Source organism: Alsobacter metallidurans (assembly GCF_014636935.1).
GTDB classification, from domain to species: domain Bacteria; phylum Pseudomonadota; class Alphaproteobacteria; order Rhizobiales; family Beijerinckiaceae; genus Alsobacter; species Alsobacter metallidurans.
Genome location: NZ_BMES01000002.1, coordinates 1,473,742 through 1,492,408 on the forward strand (window position 1 = coordinate 1,473,742; position 18,667 = coordinate 1,492,408).

19 protein-coding genes are annotated in these 18,667 nt (G+C 67.9%); 6 read left to right on the forward strand and 13 right to left on the reverse strand.

The window, feature by feature from the left end; translation table 11 throughout:
• Nucleotides 1-178: 178 nt before the first annotated feature.
• The 3 genes from IEV99_RS17385 to IEV99_RS17395 all read left to right on the forward strand — a co-directional run bounded on the left by IEV99_RS17385 (nt 179) and on the right by IEV99_RS17395 (nt 2,002).
• Nucleotides 179-415, forward strand: a complete 237-nt coding sequence (locus tag IEV99_RS17385; RefSeq protein WP_244643907.1) for a NepR family anti-sigma factor — start codon at nt 179-181, stop codon at nt 413-415.
• Nucleotides 415-984, forward strand: a complete 570-nt coding sequence (locus IEV99_RS17390; protein ID WP_244643908.1) for a sigma-70 family RNA polymerase sigma factor — start codon at nt 415-417, stop codon at nt 982-984. Before IEV99_RS17385 ends, IEV99_RS17390 begins: the two co-directional genes overlap by 1 nt.
• Nucleotides 985-1,132: 148 nt before the next feature.
• The gene (locus tag IEV99_RS17395) at nt 1,133-2,002 is read left to right on the forward strand and encodes an HD-GYP domain-containing protein (protein ID WP_188518994.1); all 870 of its coding nucleotides are present in this window, start codon (nt 1,133-1,135) and stop codon (nt 2,000-2,002) included.
• On the opposite strand, the gene IEV99_RS17400 is transcribed toward IEV99_RS17395, so the two are convergent.
• From IEV99_RS17400 to IEV99_RS17435, 8 genes are all read right to left on the reverse strand, one after another.
• Complete coding sequence (locus tag IEV99_RS17400; RefSeq protein ID WP_188518995.1) at nt 2,003-3,034, reverse strand: cysteine synthase A; 1,032 nt, start codon at nt 3,032-3,034, stop codon at nt 2,003-2,005.
• Nucleotides 3,035-3,216: 182 nt separating this feature from the next.
• Entirely contained in the window at nt 3,217-4,035 is an 819-nt protein-coding gene (locus IEV99_RS17405) for a MetQ/NlpA family ABC transporter substrate-binding protein (RefSeq protein WP_371875800.1), read from the reverse strand.
• Nucleotides 4,036-4,075: 40 nt separating this feature from the next.
• Complete coding sequence (locus IEV99_RS17410; RefSeq protein ID WP_188518996.1) at nt 4,076-4,741, reverse strand: methionine ABC transporter permease; 666 nt, start codon at nt 4,739-4,741, stop codon at nt 4,076-4,078.
• On the reverse strand, nt 4,731-5,837 hold the full coding sequence (locus tag IEV99_RS17415) for a methionine ABC transporter ATP-binding protein (RefSeq protein ID WP_188518997.1): 1,107 nt from the start codon (nt 5,835-5,837) through the stop codon (nt 4,731-4,733). Before IEV99_RS17415 ends, IEV99_RS17410 begins: the two co-directional genes overlap by 11 nt.
• Nucleotides 5,838-5,845: 8 nt before the next feature.
• A complete protein-coding gene (locus IEV99_RS17420) occupies nt 5,846-6,064 on the reverse strand; it encodes a hypothetical protein (protein ID WP_188518998.1) in 219 nt (72 codons plus the stop codon).
• 348 nt (nt 6,065-6,412) lie between these two features.
• Entirely contained in the window at nt 6,413-8,698 is a 2,286-nt protein-coding gene (locus tag IEV99_RS17425; RefSeq protein WP_188518999.1) for a glycoside hydrolase family 3 N-terminal domain-containing protein, read from the reverse strand.
• Nucleotides 8,699-8,821: 123 nt separating this feature from the next.
• Nucleotides 8,822-9,616 (reverse strand): MBL fold metallo-hydrolase, encoded by a 795-nt coding sequence (locus IEV99_RS17430; protein ID WP_188519000.1) that lies wholly within the window; start codon nt 9,614-9,616, stop codon nt 8,822-8,824.
• A gap of 97 nt (nt 9,617-9,713) precedes the next feature.
• On the reverse strand, nt 9,714-9,944 hold the full coding sequence (locus IEV99_RS17435; RefSeq protein WP_188519001.1) for a hypothetical protein: 231 nt from the start codon (nt 9,942-9,944) through the stop codon (nt 9,714-9,716).
• A gap of 201 nt (nt 9,945-10,145) precedes the next feature.
• Here IEV99_RS17435 and IEV99_RS17440 point away from each other — a divergent pair, with 201 nt between their 5' ends.
• Complete coding sequence (locus IEV99_RS17440) at nt 10,146-10,445, forward strand: hypothetical protein (RefSeq protein WP_188519002.1); 300 nt, start codon at nt 10,146-10,148, stop codon at nt 10,443-10,445.
• Nucleotides 10,446-10,565: 120 nt separating this feature from the next.
• Here the strand turns inward: IEV99_RS17440 and IEV99_RS17445 are convergent, their stop codons facing one another.
• Entirely contained in the window at nt 10,566-10,745 is a 180-nt protein-coding gene (locus IEV99_RS17445) for a CsbD family protein (RefSeq protein WP_188519003.1), read from the reverse strand.
• A gap of 250 nt (nt 10,746-10,995) precedes the next feature.
• Here IEV99_RS17445 and IEV99_RS17450 point away from each other — a divergent pair, with 250 nt between their 5' ends.
• Together IEV99_RS17450 and IEV99_RS17455 are read left to right on the forward strand one after the other, a co-directional pair.
• A complete protein-coding gene (locus tag IEV99_RS17450) occupies nt 10,996-11,682 on the forward strand; it encodes a helix-turn-helix domain-containing protein (RefSeq protein WP_188519004.1) in 687 nt (228 codons plus the stop codon).
• A 129-nt stretch (nt 11,683-11,811) separates the two neighbouring features.
• Nucleotides 11,812-12,927, forward strand: coding sequence for an AraC family transcriptional regulator (locus IEV99_RS17455; protein WP_188519005.1), 1,116 nt, complete (start codon nt 11,812-11,814; stop codon nt 12,925-12,927).
• Here IEV99_RS17455 and IEV99_RS17460 read toward each other — a convergent pair.
• From IEV99_RS17460 to IEV99_RS17475, 4 genes are read right to left on the reverse strand one after another with little or no spacing between them, the layout of a single operon-like run.
• The gene (locus IEV99_RS17460) at nt 12,924-14,222 is read right to left on the reverse strand and encodes a flavin monoamine oxidase family protein (protein ID WP_188519006.1); all 1,299 of its coding nucleotides are present in this window, start codon (nt 14,220-14,222) and stop codon (nt 12,924-12,926) included. The genes IEV99_RS17455 and IEV99_RS17460 overlap by 4 nt on opposite strands.
• Before the next feature lie 52 nt (nt 14,223-14,274).
• Entirely contained in the window at nt 14,275-15,882 is a 1,608-nt protein-coding gene (locus IEV99_RS17465; RefSeq protein ID WP_188519007.1) for a response regulator, read from the reverse strand.
• Entirely contained in the window at nt 15,879-17,642 is a 1,764-nt protein-coding gene (locus IEV99_RS17470; protein ID WP_188519008.1) for an ATP-binding protein, read from the reverse strand. The genes IEV99_RS17465 and IEV99_RS17470 overlap by 4 nt, the downstream gene beginning before the upstream one ends.
• Complete coding sequence (locus IEV99_RS17475) at nt 17,639-18,661, reverse strand: ATP-binding SpoIIE family protein phosphatase (protein ID WP_188519009.1); 1,023 nt, start codon at nt 18,659-18,661, stop codon at nt 17,639-17,641. Before IEV99_RS17475 ends, IEV99_RS17470 begins: the two co-directional genes overlap by 4 nt.
• Between the last annotated feature and the right edge of the window lie 6 nt (nt 18,662-18,667).

Here is an 18,667-nt window from a genome sequence, read left to right on the forward strand (position 1 = left end):
GGAGTGTGTCCCGGCGAGCCGGACCTTGACGTTAAACAAACGGATAGGATGCACAAAAGTTCCGTCGCTGACTCGGAACCGGGTGGGAGAAGCGACGTTTACGCCCCGTGCCTCACGTACAGGTCGTCGATTGATCCCCCGGTTTGATGACGCCGCGATCGGCATTGCGGAGGCATGGATGGACGAGAAGAAGCATAAGCGACGGGACCCGACAGGTAGCAGCATGGATCAGCAGGCAGGACGAGCGGCTCCGGACGCCCCGGTGGCATTCGACGCCGATGTCAACGCCCAGATCGGCCGCCAATTGCGGTCCATCTACGATTCCGTGGTGAGCCAGCCTGTGCCGGATCGTTTCCTTGAGCTTCTCAACCAGTTGGACAGCAAAACCGGGGGAGAGAAGAAGGACGAAGAGTGATGGACGAGGCAGGCCGCCGGATGAAGGACGACCTGCTTGGCGCCGTGCCAGCATTGCGCGCCTTCGCGATGTCTCTCAGCGGAAACCCCGACCGGGCCGACGATCTCGTGCAGGAAACCCTGCTGAAAGCCTGGGGCAACCGCAACTCCTTCACGCCGGGCACCAATGTCTCCGCCTGGCTTTTCACCATCCTGCGCAACGTCTTTTACTCCGAGCACCGCAAGCGCCGGCGCGAGGTGGAGGACGCCGATGGGCAGATGGCCGCCCGCCTCGCCACGCATCCGGCGCAGGACGGGCATATGGACCTCGCCGATTTCAACACCGCTCTTCAGAAACTCCTCCCCGACCAACGCGAAGCCCTGATCCTGATCGGCGGCTCAGGCATGTCCTACGAGGAAGCCGCGCAGATCTGCGGATGCGCCGTCGGTACGATCAAGAGCCGCGTCAATCGCGCCCGCAACCGCCTGGCGGAACTTCTGTCCGTCAACACGGTGGGCGATTTTGGACCTGATTCTCGTTGGCGACCGGCCTTGAGCCAGTATACACGGGCTGGCGCGGACGAGCGTTGATGCAACCGGGCCCATTCACGTTACAAGCGACTGAGACACGCCTTTTTCATCCAGTCTTACACGGATAGGTTGTTGCACGGGCGAAGTACAGGCTCCGATTGATCACCGGCCATCGCACCTACCAACCGGTAACGACTTAGCATCATCTTTGCAGATAGAATCGCGCGTCCTGATCGAGGTGCGCATGTCCGGATCCTCACTGAAAGCCGTCGCAATGCCCAGCAATGGCGGCGCGAGAACAGTCGCCCCAAAGACATCGAAATCGCTGCTGAGCCAAGCCGTTTCACAAGCCGACCTGCGCCTCGCCGGTCCGCAAGCCTGGAACACGCGATCCCATGACCTCGACCAGACACTCATCCAGGCAGAAGGGGTGGTCCACAAACTCCTGTCGGGCCCCATTGCCGATCTGGACCAGGTTGAACTCGATCGCGCCAACGGGTCGATGATCGACGCCATTCAAAGCCATGGCGTCGGTGTCTGGATCGAAACGGTGCGGCGCCATCACGACGCAACCTACCAGCACTGCATGCTGGTCAACGGCGTGACGGCGGCTTTCGTCAGCAGCCTTGGTTTCAACCGGGGCGACGCGCTTCGAGTCACGTTGGCGGCGACGCTGCACGACATCGGCAAGGCCAGCATACCGCTCGATATACTCGATTGCCCGACCCGGCTGACGCCGGAGCAGTTCGCCGTGATCAAGACCCATCCGGGCGAAGCCGTGCGGATGCTCGCCGACCAGCCGGAGATCCCCGCCGCCGTGCTGGACGCCGTGGAACACCATCACGAATATCTGGATGGATCGGGCTATCCTCACGCGATCCAGGGCGCCAAGGTCAAGGACCTGACCCGTATCCTGACGATTTGCGATATCTTCGCGGCTCTGGTGGAACATCGCAGCTACAAGCCCACGATGCCGCCCGCTGACGCCTACGAAATCCTGGTCGGAATGACCGGAAAGCTCGACCCAGCCCTCGTCCGAGCCTTTCGGCCAGTCGCGGCAGCGGCCTCGGTCGGCTGATCAGACCAGAGGCGCCTTCACGCCGGACTTCTGCGTCAGCCAGGCGGGAACGGGCAAGCCCTTGGTCATCAGGAACGCGGGGTTGAACAGCTTCGACTGATAGCGCGTGCCGTAGTCGCACAGGATCGTCACGATCGTCTTGCCCGGGCCGAGTTGCTCCGCCAGTCGGATCGCGCCCGCCACGTTCACGCCCGAGGATCCGCCGAGGCAGAGCCCCTCCTTTTCAAGAAGGTCGAACACGATCGGCACGGCTTCCTCGTCCGGGATCTGAAACGCCGTATCGATCGGCGCATCCTCAAGATTCGCCGTGATGCGGCCCTGGCCGATGCCCTCGGTGATGGACGAGCCTGACGATTTCAGCTCGCCGGTCGTGTAGTAGCTGAACAGCGCCGCTCCCATCGGATCCGCGAGGCCGATCGTCACCTTGGGATTGCGCGCCTTGAGCGCCATGGCGGTTCCGGCCAACGTTCCGCCGGTGCCGACCGCGCAAATGAAGCCGTCGACCTCGCCGCCGGTCTGCTCCCAGATCTCCGGCCCCGTCGTCTGGATATGGGCTTCGCGATTGGCGACATTGTCGAACTGGTTGGCCCAGATCGCCCCGTTTGGATTGCTGGCGTTCAAGTGCTCGGCGAGGCGTCCCGACACCTTCACGTAGTTGTTGGGATTGGCGTAAGGCACGGCAGGGACCTCGACGAGGTCGGCGCCGGCCAGCCGCAGCATGTCCTTCTTCTCCTGTGACTGCGTCTCCGGGATGACGATCACGGTTTTGAAGCCGAGCGCGTTCGCGACCAGCGCGAGACCGATGCCGGTGTTGCCCGCCGTTCCCTCCACGATCGTCCCGCCTGGTCGCAGGGCGCCCCGACGGACCGCGTCCTGGATGATGAACAGGGCCGCGCGGTCCTTCACCGACTGCCCGGGGTTCATGAATTCAGCCTTGCCGAGAATGCGGCAACCGGTTCGCTCGGAAGCTTCCTTCAGGAGGATCAGGGGGGTGTTGCCGATGGCCTCGACGACGCCGGAACGGATGAGCATGGTTGCGATCCCGTGGGCGGGCCGGTCGCTTTGCAGCCGGCCCCGCTAAGGAGGCGCACTATAGGGCGGCGCCGCGCAGGATCAACATAAGCCGCACCCGGATGTGCAATGCTGGTATTCACATTTTAAATGTGGAAACCCCGGCGCAAAGCCGGGGTTCTGCAGGTCGGTACCGTTCTCGCTTACCAGCTGGTCAGCACCGCGCCCTTGAACTTCTGCTCGATGAAGGCCTTCGTCTCAGGCGAGCGATAGGCCTCCACCAGGTCCTTCACCCACGGCTTGTCCTTGTCGGCCGCCCGCACAGCGATCACGTTGACGTAGGGCCCCTTCGGCTCCTCCAAAAGAATTGCGTCCTTCTGTGGGCTCAGCCCGGCCGGCTCGGCATAGTTGGTGTTCACCGCGGCCGCGTCCACGTCATCGAGGGTGCGCGGCGCTTGGGCGGCGTCGATCTCGATGAACTTCAGCTTGCGCGGGTTCTCGACGATGTCGAGCACGGTCGGCTTGAAGCCGACATCAGCCTTCAGCTTGATGACGCCCTTGTCCTGCAGCAGCAGCAGCGTGCGGCCGCCATTGGTCGGATCATTCTGGATCGCCACCGTGCCGCCGTTCGGCACCTGGTCGAAGCTCTTGTGCTTCTTGGAGTAGATGCCCATCGGGAAGTTCACCGTGGTGGCGACGCTGACGAGCTTGTAGCCGCGATCCTTCACCTGGTTGTCCAGGTAAGGCTGGTGCTGGAACGAGTTCGCGTCGAGCTCGCCGGCGTCCAGCGCCTGGTTAGGCACCACGTAGTCCGAGAATTCCTGGATGCGCAGGTCGATGCCCTTCTTGGCCAGGACCGGCTTCACGGCTTCGAGGATCTGGGCGTGCGGGCCGGGCGTCGCGCCGATCCGGACGACCTGGTCGGCCGCATGGGCCACCTCGGCGCCGGGAAGCGAAAACGCGAGGGTCGTCGCCGCGAGGGCGGCCACAAGGGCGATGCGGCGTGAGGGAGAGAACGTCACGGAAGGAACTCCAGTGTTGGGAGGGAAACGAAGGGAATGGTCAGGATTGGCGCAGGCGCTTGTTGAGGCGGCGCGCCAGGATGTCGCCGAGGCTCTGCACGGCCTGTACGAGCACGATCAGGACGACCACCACGGTGGCCATCACCTCGGGCATGAAGCGCTGGTACCCATAGCGGATGCCGAGGTCGCCGAGGCCGCCGCCGCCCACCGCGCCGACCATGGCCGAGTAGCCGATCAGGCTCACCACCGCGAGCGTCAGGCCGAGCACCACGCCGGGCAGCGCCTCCGGGATCAGCACCTTGCGGACGATCTGCAGCGGGCTCGCCCCCATGGCGCGGGCGGCCTCGACGAGGCCCTGGTCCACCTCCCGGATCGCGCCCTCGACGATGCGGGCGATGAACGGCGTCGCCGCCACGGTGAGCGGCACGATCGCGGCCGCGGTGCCGATCGAGCTGCCCGCGATCAGGCGCGTGAACGGGATGATGGCGACCACCAGGATGATGAAAGGCGTCGACCGCGTGGCGTTCACCACCAGGCCCAGCACGCCGTTCACGGCCGGCGCGGCGAAAAGCTCGCCCTTGCGGCTGGTGGCCAGGAACACGCCGAGCGGCAGGCCGATCGCGGTTCCGATCAACGCCGCCACGGCGACCATCGAGAGGGTGTCCAGCGTGGCGAGCCAGACGAGGCGGATGATTTCAGGCGACATGGCCAAGCACCTCCGCGCCGAGACCGAGTTGAGACAGAGCCGCGAGCGCGGCCGAGAGGCCCGGCTCTTCGCCGGGCAGGCTCACCACGAGGCTGCCGAAGGGCCGCCCGGCGATGCGCTCGATGCGTCCCGCCAGGATGTTGAAGTCAATGCCTAGCGTGGTGGTGAGCCGGCTGATTACCGGCGTGGTCGCGTTCTCACCCGTGAAGGTGACGCGCACCACCGCTTGCCCGCCCGCGACCGCCTCGGGCCGCAGCGCGGCCGTGACGTCGGCCGGTAGGTCGATGCCGGTGACGGACGACAGGAAGCTCGCCGTCGTGGGATGCCGCGGCCGGGTGAGCACGTCGAACACGTCGCCCTCCTCCACCACGCGGCCGCCTTCCAGCACGGCCACGCGGTCGCAGATCTCCTTGATCACCGGCATCTCGTGCGTGATCAGCAGGATGGTGACGCCGAGTTCGGCGTTGACGCGCTTCAGAAGCTGCAAGATCGACGACGTCGTCTCGGGATCCAGCGCCGAGGTCGCCTCGTCGCACAGCAGCACCTTCGGGTTTGTCGCCAGCGCCCGCGCGATGCCGACGCGCTGCTTCTGCCCGCCGGACAGTTCGGCCGGATAGCGGTCGCGCTTTTCCGAGAGGCCGACGAGCTCGAGCAGCGGCTCCACGGCGCGGCGGATATCGTCACGGCTCGCGCCAGCGATCTCGAGCGGCAGCCCGACATTGTCGAACACCGTGCGCGACGACAGCAGGTTGAAGTGCTGGAAGATCATCCCGATCGCGCCGCGCACGCCCCGCAGCCCTTTCTCGGACAGCGCCGCCACATCGACGCCGTCCACCACGACGGCCCCGCCGCTTGGCCGTTCCAGCCCGTTCACGAGCCGGATCAGGGTCGACTTGCCGGCGCCGGACCGGCCGATCACCCCGACGATCGCGCCTTTCGGGATGGCGAGGTCGATCCCCTCGAGGGCCCGCACCTCCGCCTGCCCGCGGCGTGCGGCAAAGCGCTTCGAAACGTTCTCGAACCGGATCAGCGCTTCGCGCGTGGCGGTTGGGTTGATCAACGGGTCGCCGAGGGCGACCCTCACGGGAGCATTCATAACTATCCTCAAGCAGTCGGCTGGCGGCCCGCGTCGCGGCGTTGGCCCCGGCGGTTTTGCTCGGCCCGCGCCGCCTTCTCGGCGGCGGCGGGCGTCCGGAAGGTTCGGCCTTCCAGGCTCCTGCCCAATGGATTGGCGGCATAGAAGCGGTAGGAAGGCTCGCCAGGATGACGGGCGACTATCCCGACGGACACGCCGCCGAGTTCGATCAGAAATGCATCGGACATCGGTAAGTTTCGCGCCGCTCGGACGCGCTCCAGATCCAGGACGAAGTGTGGGCGACTGCGTTCAGAAGGCCCGACAACACCGGCCGAAGGCCGGGCGGCTGAGGCGGCGCATTCGCATCTGGATCGGCATCGTCATGGTGGTCTCCATCGCGGAGCCCACGACATCGTCGTGGCGCTTTAGCGTTTGGTGACGCGGCGCAAGCTGCTGGCTCAAAATCCCGCGGCCGCAACGCCGAACGCGCTGCGACACCGCCAACATAGCTGAAAAGACCCGCAGGTCAACCGATACAACGGACGAACGTTCGTTTTACCGGAATGGCCGTCATGCGCCAGACGCGACGCTTCGGCTCACGGCGTCGGCCGGACCGTATCCACGCGGGCGGCTTCGGCGGCGGGCGCCTGACGATCGGGCCGGTAATCCAGCACCGCCATCCGCGTCTGCCCGGCGTCCGGCCCGACATGGATCTCGATCGGCCCGCCATCCGGTAGGGCGAAGCGCCCGCCCGGTTGCCAGTAGGCCAGGTCCTGCTCGCTCAGTGTGAAGCTGATCTCGCCCGTTTCTCCGGCCTTCAGCGCCACCCGTCCCATGCCCTTGAGTTCGCGCACCGGGCGCGACAGGCGCGCGACACGGTGGCGGATATAGAGCTGCGCCTGCGCGGCGCCCGGCCGGTCCCCCACATTGGCGACCGGGACCGTGATCCGCGCGCTCTCGCCCGACCCCATCCGGAGGCGATCGACCCGGGGCTCCCCCATCTCGAAGCGCGTATAGGACAGGCCGTGCCCGAACGCGTAGAGCGGCGTCGACGGCAGGTCGATATAGGCGCTCGTATAGGGCTTGTAGGCCGCCATGGCGGGCCGGCCGGTCGGCAGATGGTCGTGGTAGATCGGGATCTGCCCGACGCTGCGCGGAAAGCTGATCGGCAGGCGGCCGGTCGGTTCGTTCAGCCCGAACAGCGTGCGGGCGACCGCCAGTCCGCCTTCGCTGCCCGGAAACCAAGCTTCCAGGATCGCGGGCGCTTCCCGGTCCAGATCCTCGATCGTCAGCGGCCGTCCGTTGAAGAGCGCGACCGCGGTGGGCTTGCCCACCGCCAGCACGGCGCGGGCCAGCGCCATCTGGTCGCCCGGCAAGTCGAGCGACGAACGGCTCGCGGCCTCGCCGCTCTGCGTGGCGTGCTCGCCCAGCGCCAGGATCACGATGTCCGACTGGGACGCGAGCTTGGCGGCCGCCGCGATGTCGCGCGGCTTCGCTTGCTCGATCGTCCCGGCCGCGAGGGCTGTCACCTGCGCGCCGGCGCCTAGCACGGCCTCCACGCCCTCTTTCAGCGTGATGGCGGCCTCGGGGTCGCCGTGGGCCGCCCACGGGCCCAGCGTATCCGCGCCCGAGTCGCCGAGCGGCCCGATGATGGCGACCCGCTTGGCGTCGGTCGCGAAGGGCAGCGTCCGGCGCTCGTTCTTCAGCAGCACGAGCGACTTTTCGGCAAGCCGCAACGCCGCCTCGCGATGCGCCTGCGAGCCGATCACGGCCGCCTCGCGCTGCGGATCGGAGCGCGCGAACGGGTCGTCGAATAGGCCGAGATCCTCTTTCAGCTGCAGGATGCGCCGCACGGAGGCGTCGAGTTCGTCACCAGGCACGAGGCCCTCGCGCACCAGCAGAGGCATCGAGGCGATGTAGCTGCGGCTCTCCATGTCCATGTCGGTGCCGGCCCGGAAGGCGATCCGCGCCGCATCGAAGCCGTCTTCGGCGACGCCGTGCACCGGCAGCTCGCCGATGGCTCCGAAGTCGCTCACCACGATGCCGTCAAAGCCCCACTCCCGGCGCAGGATGTCGCGCAGCAGGCGCTCGTTGGCGACGCCCGGCACGCCGTCGACAGCGTTGAAGGCCGCCATCACGCAGCGCGCACGGCTTTCCACCGCGGCCTGGAACGGCGGCAGTTGCTGTTCGCGCAGCGCGCGCTCCGAAAGGTCAAGTCCGCTATAGTCGCGTCCCGCCTCGGTCGCGCCGTTGCCGGCGAAGTGCTTCACGCAGGCCGCCACCGAGTCGGTCGCGGAGAGCCGCGCGCCCTCCAGGCCTCGCACCCGCGCGGACGCGATGCGCGCGCCGAGCCATGCGGATTCCCCTCCCCCTTCGGCCACCCGGCCCCAGCGCGGATCGCGCGAGACGTCCACCATGGGGGCGAAGATCCAGTTCACGCCCGCGGCCGAGGCCTCGGCGGCGGACACGCGCTCGCCTTGCTCGATCGCCTCCATGTCCCAGCTCGCCGCCTGCCCGAGCGGAATGGGGAGGATGGTGCGGTAGCCGTGCAGCACGTCGAAGCCGAGCAGCAGCGGAATGCCGAGCCGTGTTTCGCGGGTGGCGAGCTCCTGGAGGCTGCGCGTGTACTCGGCCCCATAGACGTTGAAGAGGCCGCCGGCCTGCCCCTTCAGAATGGCGTCTCGCACGTCCTGCGGTGCGAAGGGCCCCGTCACGGCGTGGTTGCCCGACACGAGGTTCAGCTGCCCGACCTTCTCCTCGACAGTCATGCGCGCCAGCAGAGCTTCGACGCGCGGCGAAGCGGGCGCGCTCGTGGTTAGCGTCATCCAGGCCGCAACGGCGGCCAGCGCTAACGCGCAATGTCGTGCCAGAGGAAAAGCCATGGGCTGGATCCGGTTGGAGCGAGCATGGTTCAGGTGGGCGGCCGGAGATTACGCAGCGCGAGCTCCGCCCGCAAATCGCGCTCGCGTGATTGCTGTTGATCATGCAGGCTTCGTGCCGTGCGATCAGCGTCCCGGAAGTGCGATCACGGTCGGCGTTTCGGGAAGCGTCTCGCGCGACACCATCAGGAAGGGGTCGCTGCGCCGCTCCACGGGCCAACGGGCCTGGGCGCGCTCCAGAAAGCGGCTGAGGGTGGCCTGCCCGAAAAAATGCATCGGGATCATCACCCGCGCATTCAGCTGCGCGAGCACCTCCATCATGCCGTCCATGTCGAGCGTGTAGCTCCCGTCGACCGGGACAAGCACCACGTCGATGCGGCCAAGCTGCTTCAGATGGCCGGGCAGGAGCGTGTGATGCAGGTGGCCGAGATGCGCCACGCACAAACCGCCGGTCTCGAACACGAAGATGGAATTGCCGTCCCGCTCCGTTCCGCCGCCCCAATCGCGGATGCTGGTCGGAACGTTGCGGATGTGCATGTCGCCAACCGTGGCGTCATGCCGGGCGGGTCCGCCGCTCTCGTTCCAGCCGCGCAGCACCAGCGGGATCGACGGGTCCGGACGGTCGGTGAAATGGGTCGAATGCGCGTGGTTCATCGTCACGGCGTCGAGCTTGCCGGGCGCGCGCACATAGTCGTTGTAGTCGGTCGCGACCCGCACGCCGCCCGGGCTCTCGATCACGAAGGTCGCATGGCCGATGAAGGTGAGCCCGACCTCGCCAATGCCGAGCGCGGCAGGCTGGACGAGGCTGGGGCTCGATGACACAAGCCCCGTGCACGGGTCATGATCCGTCGTCTGCGCGTTCGCGGATCCGCCGAACAGGGCCAGGACGGCGAAGCTGATGATCGCAACAAGGCGGCGCATGGGCGTCTCCACTCGCGAGGTCCGCACAGTGAAGCACTGATGGCGCGGTTTAGCGAACGCGACAGGGCGTCGCGTCGAGGCGCCCCGAGCCTTGGGGTCAGGAAGCCTGGGCGAGCTCCACCACGACGTCGTCGCCAAGGTCCGCCAGCGCGGCGTTCAGTTCCGTCGCCAGGCGATCGCTTTCCTTGCCGCGCGGGCTGACGCGAACAACGAGGCGCTCGGGTCCGTTCGCGAAGGCGAGCGTCGTGGTCACTTCCGGTTCGGTGATCCGCTGCTCGGCCAGAAACGGGGCGAGCCTGCGCCTGATCTTGTCGTGTGTCGTCGCCATGGAGGATCCTCGGGGCGAGCAAGACATTGTGCACCGCACGGTGATCATGACGCAGTGCAGCGAAAACGCAAGGGGACGTTCGGACGCAGCCCACCCGGCCAGGGCCGGCGCTCCGCTCGTTTCCAGCCGGACCGGCCGAGTTTCGGGAACACGTGCGCGGCCGGCGCGTTGGTCTCCCAAGTCAACGTAAGGAGAAAACGCATGAAAAGGATCGCCATCGCGCTCGCGCTCGGTCTCATGGGCGCCTCGGCCGCCTCGGCCCAGAGCCTGACGATCGACACCAACGGCCCGCGCATCAGCCGGGACCGCGACTATGATCGCGGCGATCGTTGGGATGGGGGCGATCGTTTCGATCGCCGTGACCGCTGGGAGCGCCGGGTCGAACGCCGGGACCGCTACCGCAATTTCGAGACCGGTTCTGTGGATTGCCGCGTGACGACCATCCGCAAGCGTAACGCCGACGGCGACATGGTGGTGCGCCGCATCCGCCGCTGCGACTAAGACAGGGTTCAGTTTCGTCGTGGAAGGCCGGCCTCGCGCCGGCCTTTCCTTTTGCGCCCAAGCGCAGCACGAGAAAAAGGCCGGCTTGGAGCCGGCCTTTTCGCGATCACGATGCTGAGGTCAGCGGGTCGCCTTCTTCACGGCGTCCTTGGCGTCTCCGACCGCCATGCGGCCCTCGCCCTTCGCCTTGTCGGCCTTGCCCTCGGCCTGGAGCTTGGCGTCGCCGGTCATCTTGCCGGCCGCGTCCTTGACGGCGCCCTTGGCCTTATCCATCGCGCCTTTGGCGTGCTGCTTGTCCATGCGGGTCTCCCTTCTTCAACTGGGAACACAACGCGCGAACACCGAGATTGTTCGGCGACTCTCGATAAGTCGCACTGGCCATTGCCCGTGTTTGGTGTTTACACTCTGTAACACAACCTATGAGATAAATCGCGTCCCAGATTGTCATGCATGGCCTGATTCGAAGTCGCACCATGCAGGCACAAGGAATCGACCGATTGGCGGCCGTCCTGCCGTCCAGCGCTCGAAATACGAGAAGGTGCCCCTCGCGATGTTGATGACCATCCAGCAGAGCTATTCGGTCGAGGGGCTACGGTCGACGCCTCTCTTTCGTGACGCTAGCCCTGAGACGCTCGAACAATTTTCGCGTGTATGCCTCGTTCAGCGCGTTCCTTCCAGCACGGAGTTGATCGGCGGCGGCGAGCGGCCCGGCTTCGTTCACGTGATTCTCGAAGGCGCGGTGGAGTTTTTCTCCATCGAAGCCGGGCGGGAAGCCATGCTGTGCACCGTCCGGGACGGCCTCGCGGTGGGACTGGACGCGCTTCTCTCCAGCGACGAGCCCGTGCACGGCGCCCGCACGCTGTCCACGGCGCGCTTGCTCGCCATTCCGGGCTCCGCGCTGATTCCGGCGCTGTCCAAAGATCCCGGCCTCGCCTTCTCGGCGGCCGTGATCGCCTCGACCCTCTCGACGCGCCTCGCCAAGGAACTCGCCGAGCAGAAGCTGCGCACCTCCATCGAGCGGCTGGCGCACTGGCTGCTGCGCGTTCAGCGCCACTACGGCGGCGCGGAGCGTTTCGAGCTGCCCTATTCCAAGCGAACGCTTGCGCTGCGGCTCGGCATGACGCCCGAGAGCCTGTCGCGCAACTTCGCGCAAATCGAGAAAAGCGGCTGCAAGGTCGATGGTCCCTATGTCAGCGTGACGGACCTGCCCAAGCTCGAAAGCCTCGCCCGGGTCTGATCCGTACCGGGAGCCCAATCCGGGAGCCAACGAGGCTCCCGGCCTCGCACCTGTGCGCAGCCGGCCCCAAAGGGTTGACTAGTGTCATCCAGGCTCGCGTAAGTTGCCTGACGCTACGCGACTCAGGCCATGTCCACCCAGACGCATCGCACCGCCGTCGAAGACCCGAGCAGCCGGAAGACCGTCCACACCGGCGACGGGGCGCCGCCGCTCGGCTTTCTCCGGATCGGGCCGGCGGAACCCGCCAAGCAGATCCTGACCGACAGGCAGCAGCCCTTCGAGGCGCTTTGCCAAGAGGCCGGGCTGGATGCAGGCGCATTCGACGACCCGGATGCGCTGGTGTCGTACCAGGCGCTCGGCCGCTTCCTCCAACTCGCCGCCGCACGATCCGGCCTGGGCCATTTCGGCCTTCTGGTTGGATGCTCGTCGCCGCCCTCATCGCTGGGCCTTGTGGGTTTTCTCGCCCAGAACGCCCCGACGGTTGGGGCGGCCATTGCTGACCTAACCGAATACCTGCACTTCCAGGGCCGCGGCGGCATCCCGGTCACGTCGGCCGACGGCGATGCGTTCACGATCGGCTACACGCCGCTGGACGCCAGCATGCCGGGCGCGGACGACATCGCCGAGATGGCGATGGGCGTGCTCTACCGGATGCTCGGCAAGATCTGCGGGGACGCCTGGAGCCCTCTCGAGGTCCGGATCTGCCGGGAGCGGCCGGCCGAGCCGGCGCTATTCTGGCGGCTGCTGAACGCGCCGGTCCGCTTCAACTCCGACCATACGGCCTTGTCCTTCCAGACGCGCTGGCTGGACGCGCAGGTCGCGGGCGCCGATCCCGCGCTTTACCGCTACCTGCGCCGCCAGGTCGAGGCCATGCACGCGCTGGAGAGCCAGGGATTTACCGAGGAGGTGCGCCGCACCATCCGGCTGCGGCTGCGCGACCGCGCGCCCTGCGCTGACGACATCGCGAAGGCGCTGCGGATCAACAAGCGAACGCTGACGCGCCGGCTGGCCGCGGAGGGATCGAGCTTCTCCGCCCTGCTGAGCGAGACGCGCTACGACATCGCCCAGCACCTGCTGCGCACCACCTCGATCCCGCTGAGCGAGGTGGCGCTGCTGCTGGGCTATTCGGAAGCGAGCGCCTTGACCCGAGCGTTCCGCGATTGGTCAGGCGTCAACCCGCAGCAGTGGCGGGTGCAGCACCGCTTCATCGGAATGCGTGCGCCGGGCCCCGGGGTCGGCGACTAGGCGCGCAGCGCCGCCACCGCCTGCCGCGCCGCCGCCCTGCCAGCGAGCGTAGCGCCTCCCACCGTCATGCCGCCCCCGACCGTGTCGCCGCCGCCGGACGTCGCCTCGCCGGCGAAGAACAGGCGCTCGCCGACCGGCCGCGCCAGGGCGTCGCGCAACCCGGCAGCGCCGGGCGGCGCATACGAGTACGACCCCTGCGAGTAAGGCTGCGCGGTCCAGTCCGCCAGGCGCCCGGCGCGCAGGCGCTTGCGCGCGTCCGATCCCACGATGCCGGCGAACACGTCGAGCATCGCCGCCACGGCCCCGGCTTCTCCGTCGCGAACCAGGTCCCGCGCCGGCGTGCCGCCGATGGTCCCGATCACGATGTCCCGGTCAAACGGCCAGAGTTCGAGATTGAAGCCCGAGCCCAGCGGATAGAGATCGCTCGGCGACGGCCAGCCGAAGCGCTCGCCGTCGAAAGCCAGCACAACCTTGGTGAGGGCGCCCATCCGCAGCCCGTGGATGGCGTCCAGGGTCGAGGCCGGCAGGGCCGGCTCGAACGCGATCGCGGCGGCGGCCAGCACGCCAACCGGCGCGGTGACGATCGCGGCCCGGGCCGACAGCACACCTGCCCCGCTCTCCACCCGCACGCCGCCGGCTGACCACGCGATGCGGCTCACCGGCGTCCCGAGCCGGATCGGCAAGCCAACGGCCGTGGCGCTCACCAGCGCCCCGTAGCCGCTCGGCACGGTGCGGTCCGGCCCCTCCCAGAGCTGGCGCAGATCCGCGACGCCGACCCGCTCCGGATCTTCGCCGATCGCCTGCCGCCCGTAGCGCAGCGCCGCCTGCAGCACGCCGTCCGGCTCGTCGCGGACCAGATCGAGCAGCGAGCAATCGGGCGACCGCCCGCGGTCGTCCTCGGTCTCGTAGATCAACTCCCACAGCCGCCCCGCCCCGCGCTGGCGCTCGCGCCGAAAAACTTCAGGCAGGCGCTCCCCATCGCGAAAGTGCACGCCGGCGCCCCAGCCCCTATGCTCGAGCAAGGAAACGCCCAGCTCGGCCGCGATCTCCACCCAGGGATTGCGGTCCGCGTAGTGCACATAGGCCGCGCCGGCGTCAAAGAGCGCGCCGCCGCAGCTGTCCGTGAAAGCGCGGCCGCCCACGCGGTCCCGCGCCTCCAGCACTTGCACGCGCAGCCCTGCGGCGACCAGGTCGCGCGCCGCCGCGAGGCCGGCCGCGCCCGCGCCGATCACCACGACGTCGCAGTCGGCCAGTGCGTCGGTCCGGCGGAGCGCCGGCAAAGGTTCTGATGTCATGCGATACGGCTCCCGCCCGCTATGTAGGCGCGGCGGACTCTTCCGACAGCCCTCACGCCCCTCGGGTGAGTTCTTCGCGCAGCCGCTGCGCCAGTTCGTCGAACGCGAACGGCTTGCGCAGCAGGCGATGCGCGCCGGGCACGTCCGCCAACGCGCGCGTATCCGCGTGGCCGCTCGCGAACACGATCGGCAGGTCGGGCCGGATCGCCTTCAGGCGCTTCGCGGTCTCGGCTCCCGTCATGCCCGGCATTACGTAGTCGAGCACCACGACGTCCACCGGCGACCCTTCCACGATCGCGATCGCTTCGACGCCGTTCTCCGCCACCGCGATTTGGTAGCCGAGCTCCACGAGGGCGTCCGACAGGACGCGGCGCACGTCGTCGTCATCCTCGATCAGCAACACCGTTTCGCCATTGCCGCCGGGAACGTCCTTCAGCGGCGCGGCCAGGATGGGCGCCTCGAAGTCTTGCGCCTGCGGCAGCAGGATCATGACCTTCGTTCCCCGGCCTTCCTGGCTCTCGATGGTGGCTCGCCCGCCGAGTTGGCGCGCCACGCCATAAACCTGCGAGAGGCCAAGCCCGGTGCCCTGCCCGGCCGGCTTGGTGGTGAAGAACGGATCGAACGCGCGCTCGCGCACGGCGTCCGGCATCCCGGGTCCATCGTCCTCGACCGCCACCACGATCCATTTCAAGGCTGATCCCGGCTGCGGCTCGACCTTGGTCGACAGCGTGATGCGGCCGTTTCCCGCCATGGCGTCGCGGGCGTTGATCGCGAGGTTGACGAGGGCCAGCTCGAGCTGGTTGGCGTCGGCCAGCACGTGGCCGGCCTGCGGGTCGAGGTCGGTGGAAATCGCCACCGTCGGCCCGATCGACTGCACGAGCAGATTCTGCATGCCCAGGATGAGGCCGTTCACATCCACCGGCTTGGCTTCAAGCTCCTGGGTGCGCGAAAAGGCGAGCAGTTGCGAAATCAGCTTCACGCCGCGCTGCGCCGCATGCATCGCATGGCCCGCCAGTTCGACGATGGGCTGCTCCTTGGACCGCCGCTGAATCAGGCTCAAGCCGCCCACCACGGCGGCCAGCAGGTTGTTGAAGTCGTGCGCGATGCCGCCCGTGAGCTGGCCCACGGCCTCCATCTTCTGCGACTGCACCAGCGCGGCTTCCGCCTTGGCGCGTTCGAGGATTTCGGCCTGCAGCCGCGCGTTGGAGTCGGCGAGCTCCCGCGTCCGGTCCGCAACGCGCTGCTCCAGCTCGTCATTGAGCCTGCGGAGGGCATTCTCGGCGTCGTGGAGGCGAAACAGCGCCCGCACGGCCGCCACCAGCTCCTCCGGCTCGGCGGGCTGGGCCATGTAGGAGTCCGCGCCGCTGTCGAGCCCGCGCGCCTTGTCGGCGCTGGCCACAAAGGACGCCGAAACCTGCAGCACGAGGATCCAGGGACGATCGCGCTTGATGATGCGGCAGATCTCGATGCCGCTGTAGTCGGGCAGCTTCACGTCCAGCAAAACGACGCTGGGTTCTCGCTCGTCGACGAGCCGCAGGGCGTCCGCCCCCGTCCCCGCCTCGATTACCTCGTAGCCCGCCCGCTGCAGCGTCCGCGTCTTGGCGTAGCGGACCGCCTCCGTGTCGTCGACATTCAGGACGAGGCGCGGCTGCGGGCTCATGCAACCGGCTCCGGACCGCCTGTGACGCCCGCCAGCAACGACAGGAGCACGTCCCGCGACAGGGCCTCCTTGCTGATCAGCGCCTGCGCAACGCCGAGCTGCGTCCGCAGCGCGGGGTCGATCACATGCGAGGTCGACACGATCACCGGAATGGCCGCGGTGGACGGCTCCTCGCGCAGGCGACGGAGCAGCGCGGGGCCGTCCATCACGGGCATCTGCACGTCGAGCAGGATCGCGTCCGGCCGGGCGACCCGAATGCTGTCGAGAGCCTCCAGGCCGTTTTCCGCCTCCACCACCTCATAGGCAGGGTCCGAGCCGATGATCTGCCGCAGCACGTAGCGGAACGCCTCGTCGTCATCGACGATCAGGACGCGGCGGGTCTGCGGGCTGGCCGACGAAACGCCGGCGGCCTTGGTTCCGTTGAATTCGGCCGGGAACACGAGCGAGAAACACGACCCCTGTCCGGGCTCGCTCGTCACCAAAACCTCGCCTCGGATCAGCTCCGCGAGCTTGCGCGAGAGCGGCAGCCCGAGGCCGGTTCCCTTGGAACGCGCCTGCAGCCGGTTCTCGACCTGCACGAACTCGTCGAAGATCCGGCCCTGGTCGCTCGTCGCGATGCCGATGCCGGTATCGCTCACCGCGATGGTGACGACCTCGGCTTGGGCGTCCCAGGCAGCCTTGACGCGCACCTCGCCCGTTTCGGTGAATTTCAGCGCATTGGAGATGAAGTTGCGCAGGATCTGCGCGACCTTGCCTTCGTCCGTGTTCAGCGCTGGCAGGCCCGGCGCCTCCTCGAAAATGAGCGCGACGGCTTCCGACGTCTGCAGCGGCCGCATCGCGCCGCGCAGGCCGCCGAACAGCTCCGTGATGGTGAAGCGGGTCGCCTTCACGTCGAGCTTGCCCGCCTCGACCTTGGCGAGGTCGAGGAGATCATTGACGAGTTCGGTCAGGTGCTCGGCGGACTGGCGGATATAGCCGACCTGCCGCGCCTGCTCGGGCGTCAGCTCGCCATCGATCCGGTCGATCAGCATGCGCGAGATCGCCAGGATGGAATTCAGCGGCGTGCGGAATTCGTGACTCATGTTGGACAGGAAACGCGTCTTCAGCTCGCTCGCCTGGCGCAGCTGCTCGGCCTTCTCGTCGAGTTCGGAATAAAGCGCGACCACGCCGCGGTTGGTGTCCTCGAGTTCGCGGCTGAGGGTCTGCAGCTCCTCGTTGCGCTCCTTCAACTCGCTCAGGCTGTTGATCAGCTCCCGATTCTGGTCGCGAAGCGCGCCAAGCGGGTCGCCGCTGTCCTCGCGGGCCACCGCGGAGGCAAGCGCTCCCAGCGCCTGCGGGGCCAGCGGGGCGGCGCGCGACGGCCGCGCCTTGCGCAACTCCACCACGGTTCCCTTGCCGGGGGTCGTGTCGATCGTGACACCGTCCATCAGGCGCTTCGCCCCGATGATGCCAAGCCCCATGCCGGTGCGGGATTTGTAGCGACCCTCCAGGATGGATTCGAGCTGACGGATGCCCGGACCCGTATCGCTGATCCGGATCACCATCGACTGTGATTGCAATTCGCCGTCGAGCAGAAACTCGGCTCTGCCGCCTCCCCCGTACGCGTAGGCGTTGCGGGCGATCTCGGACACCGCCGTGGCGATGCGGGTCTGGTCCTGCGCGTCGAAGCCGAGCCGGGCCGCCACGCTGCGGGCGCGCTGGCGCACGAACACGATGTCCATCTCGCTTTGCAGCGCAGTCGAGATGATGGCGTGCCTCATGCGCGCGCCCTCGCGACCACCACGGTGGCGTCGTCGCGTCCCCGGCAGGCGTCGCGCCACAGCACGGCCGCGATGAGGCTGGGATGAGCCGAGAACAGGCCGGGATAGCGCTCCACCGACCACCCCGACGAGAGCCCGTCCGAGTGCATGATCACCAGGAAGTCGCGCGGCCACGGATATTCGAAGGCCTGCACCCGCCGGGCGGAAACACCCGCGGAGCCGTTGTGCGAGACCATGCGGCGAATTTCGCCCGGTCCCACCACCGCACCTGCGATATTGCCGATGCCCGAGAAGGTCACCCGCCCTTCATCGACGTCCAGGGTCGCGGCCGCGACAGCGGCCCCACGCGTCGCCCGAAGCCCATCGTGAATGCGCTCGATGGCGTCGACCACGTCCGGAAAGCTCGCCGCGTGCGTCGCGAAGATCCGAACCGCCGCAGTGGAGGCTTCCGCCGCCGCGGCGCCGTGGCCGAGGCCATCGGCGACCAGCAGCATCGGCCGACCTGCGCGGTCCCGCGCCACCGTCCAGGCGTCGCCGCAGACTTCCTCGCCGGGCTTGGGAGTCGCGACGGATCCGAGCGTCAGCCCCATGCGCGTGGGCTCGGCCTGGCCGGGGGACGGGCGCGCGCGCGCCAGCCTGGCCATCACGGCCGAGCCCTGCCCCGGCCAAGAGGCGACGTCGATGAACTGCGCCTGCCGACCGATCGCCCCCAGGCCCTGGCCGGCGCTGCCCGCCGTCGAGAACCCGTCTCGCTGGCAGGCGTTGACGTCCGACATGCCGGGCCCACGGTCCACCGCAATCAACTCCACACCGTCGCCCTCATCATCCGAATAGAGAGCGGCCAGGATCGTTCCCCCGCCGGCGTGCTTGATGAGGTTCGTGGCGAGTTCGGTCGCCACGATCGCGACCCGGCCATTGTCTTCCGCCGAGAAATCGATGCGCTCGGACAGCAGCACGGCCCGGCGGCGCGCCTCCGAGACCTGGCTCGCTTCGTGAACGCTGATCGCCTCGGTCGCCATGACTGC

Excerpts from the sequence above, each read along its gene's own strand:
- IEV99_RS17415 (WP_188518997.1), bottom strand. The coding sequence starts at position 5,837 with ATGAATGCTCCCGTGAGGGTCGCCCTCGGCGACCCGTTGATCAACCCA.
- IEV99_RS17435 (WP_188519001.1), bottom strand. The coding sequence starts at position 9,944 with ATGGCGACGACACACGACAAGATCAGGCGCAGGCTCGCCCCGTTTCTG.
- IEV99_RS17430 (WP_188519000.1), bottom strand. The coding sequence starts at position 9,616 with ATGCGCCGCCTTGTTGCGATCATCAGCTTCGCCGTCCTGGCCCTGTTC.
- IEV99_RS17410 (WP_188518996.1), bottom strand. The coding sequence starts at position 4,741 with ATGTCGCCTGAAATCATCCGCCTCGTCTGGCTCGCCACGCTGGACACC.
- IEV99_RS17440 (WP_188519002.1), top strand. The coding sequence starts at position 10,146 with ATGAAAAGGATCGCCATCGCGCTCGCGCTCGGTCTCATGGGCGCCTCG.
- IEV99_RS17385 (WP_244643907.1), top strand. The coding sequence starts at position 179 with ATGGACGAGAAGAAGCATAAGCGACGGGACCCGACAGGTAGCAGCATG.
- IEV99_RS17455 (WP_188519005.1), top strand. The coding sequence starts at position 11,812 with ATGTCCACCCAGACGCATCGCACCGCCGTCGAAGACCCGAGCAGCCGG.
- IEV99_RS17465 (WP_188519007.1), bottom strand. The coding sequence starts at position 15,882 with ATGAGCCCGCAGCCGCGCCTCGTCCTGAATGTCGACGACACGGAGGCG.
- IEV99_RS17470 (WP_188519008.1), bottom strand. The coding sequence starts at position 17,642 with ATGAGGCACGCCATCATCTCGACTGCGCTGCAAAGCGAGATGGACATC.
- IEV99_RS17425 (WP_188518999.1), bottom strand. The coding sequence starts at position 8,698 with ATGGCTTTTCCTCTGGCACGACATTGCGCGTTAGCGCTGGCCGCCGTT.
- IEV99_RS17445 (WP_188519003.1), bottom strand. The coding sequence starts at position 10,745 with ATGGACAAGCAGCACGCCAAAGGCGCGATGGATAAGGCCAAGGGCGCC.
- IEV99_RS17400 (WP_188518995.1), bottom strand. The coding sequence starts at position 3,034 with ATGCTCATCCGTTCCGGCGTCGTCGAGGCCATCGGCAACACCCCCCTG.
- IEV99_RS17450 (WP_188519004.1), top strand. The coding sequence starts at position 10,996 with ATGTTGATGACCATCCAGCAGAGCTATTCGGTCGAGGGGCTACGGTCG.
- IEV99_RS17420 (WP_188518998.1), bottom strand. The coding sequence starts at position 6,064 with ATGTCCGATGCATTTCTGATCGAACTCGGCGGCGTGTCCGTCGGGATA.
- IEV99_RS17460 (WP_188519006.1), bottom strand. The coding sequence starts at position 14,222 with ATGACATCAGAACCTTTGCCGGCGCTCCGCCGGACCGACGCACTGGCC.
- IEV99_RS17390 (WP_244643908.1), top strand. The coding sequence starts at position 415 with ATGGACGAGGCAGGCCGCCGGATGAAGGACGACCTGCTTGGCGCCGTG.
- IEV99_RS17475 (WP_188519009.1), bottom strand. The coding sequence starts at position 18,661 with ATGGCGACCGAGGCGATCAGCGTTCACGAAGCGAGCCAGGTCTCGGAG.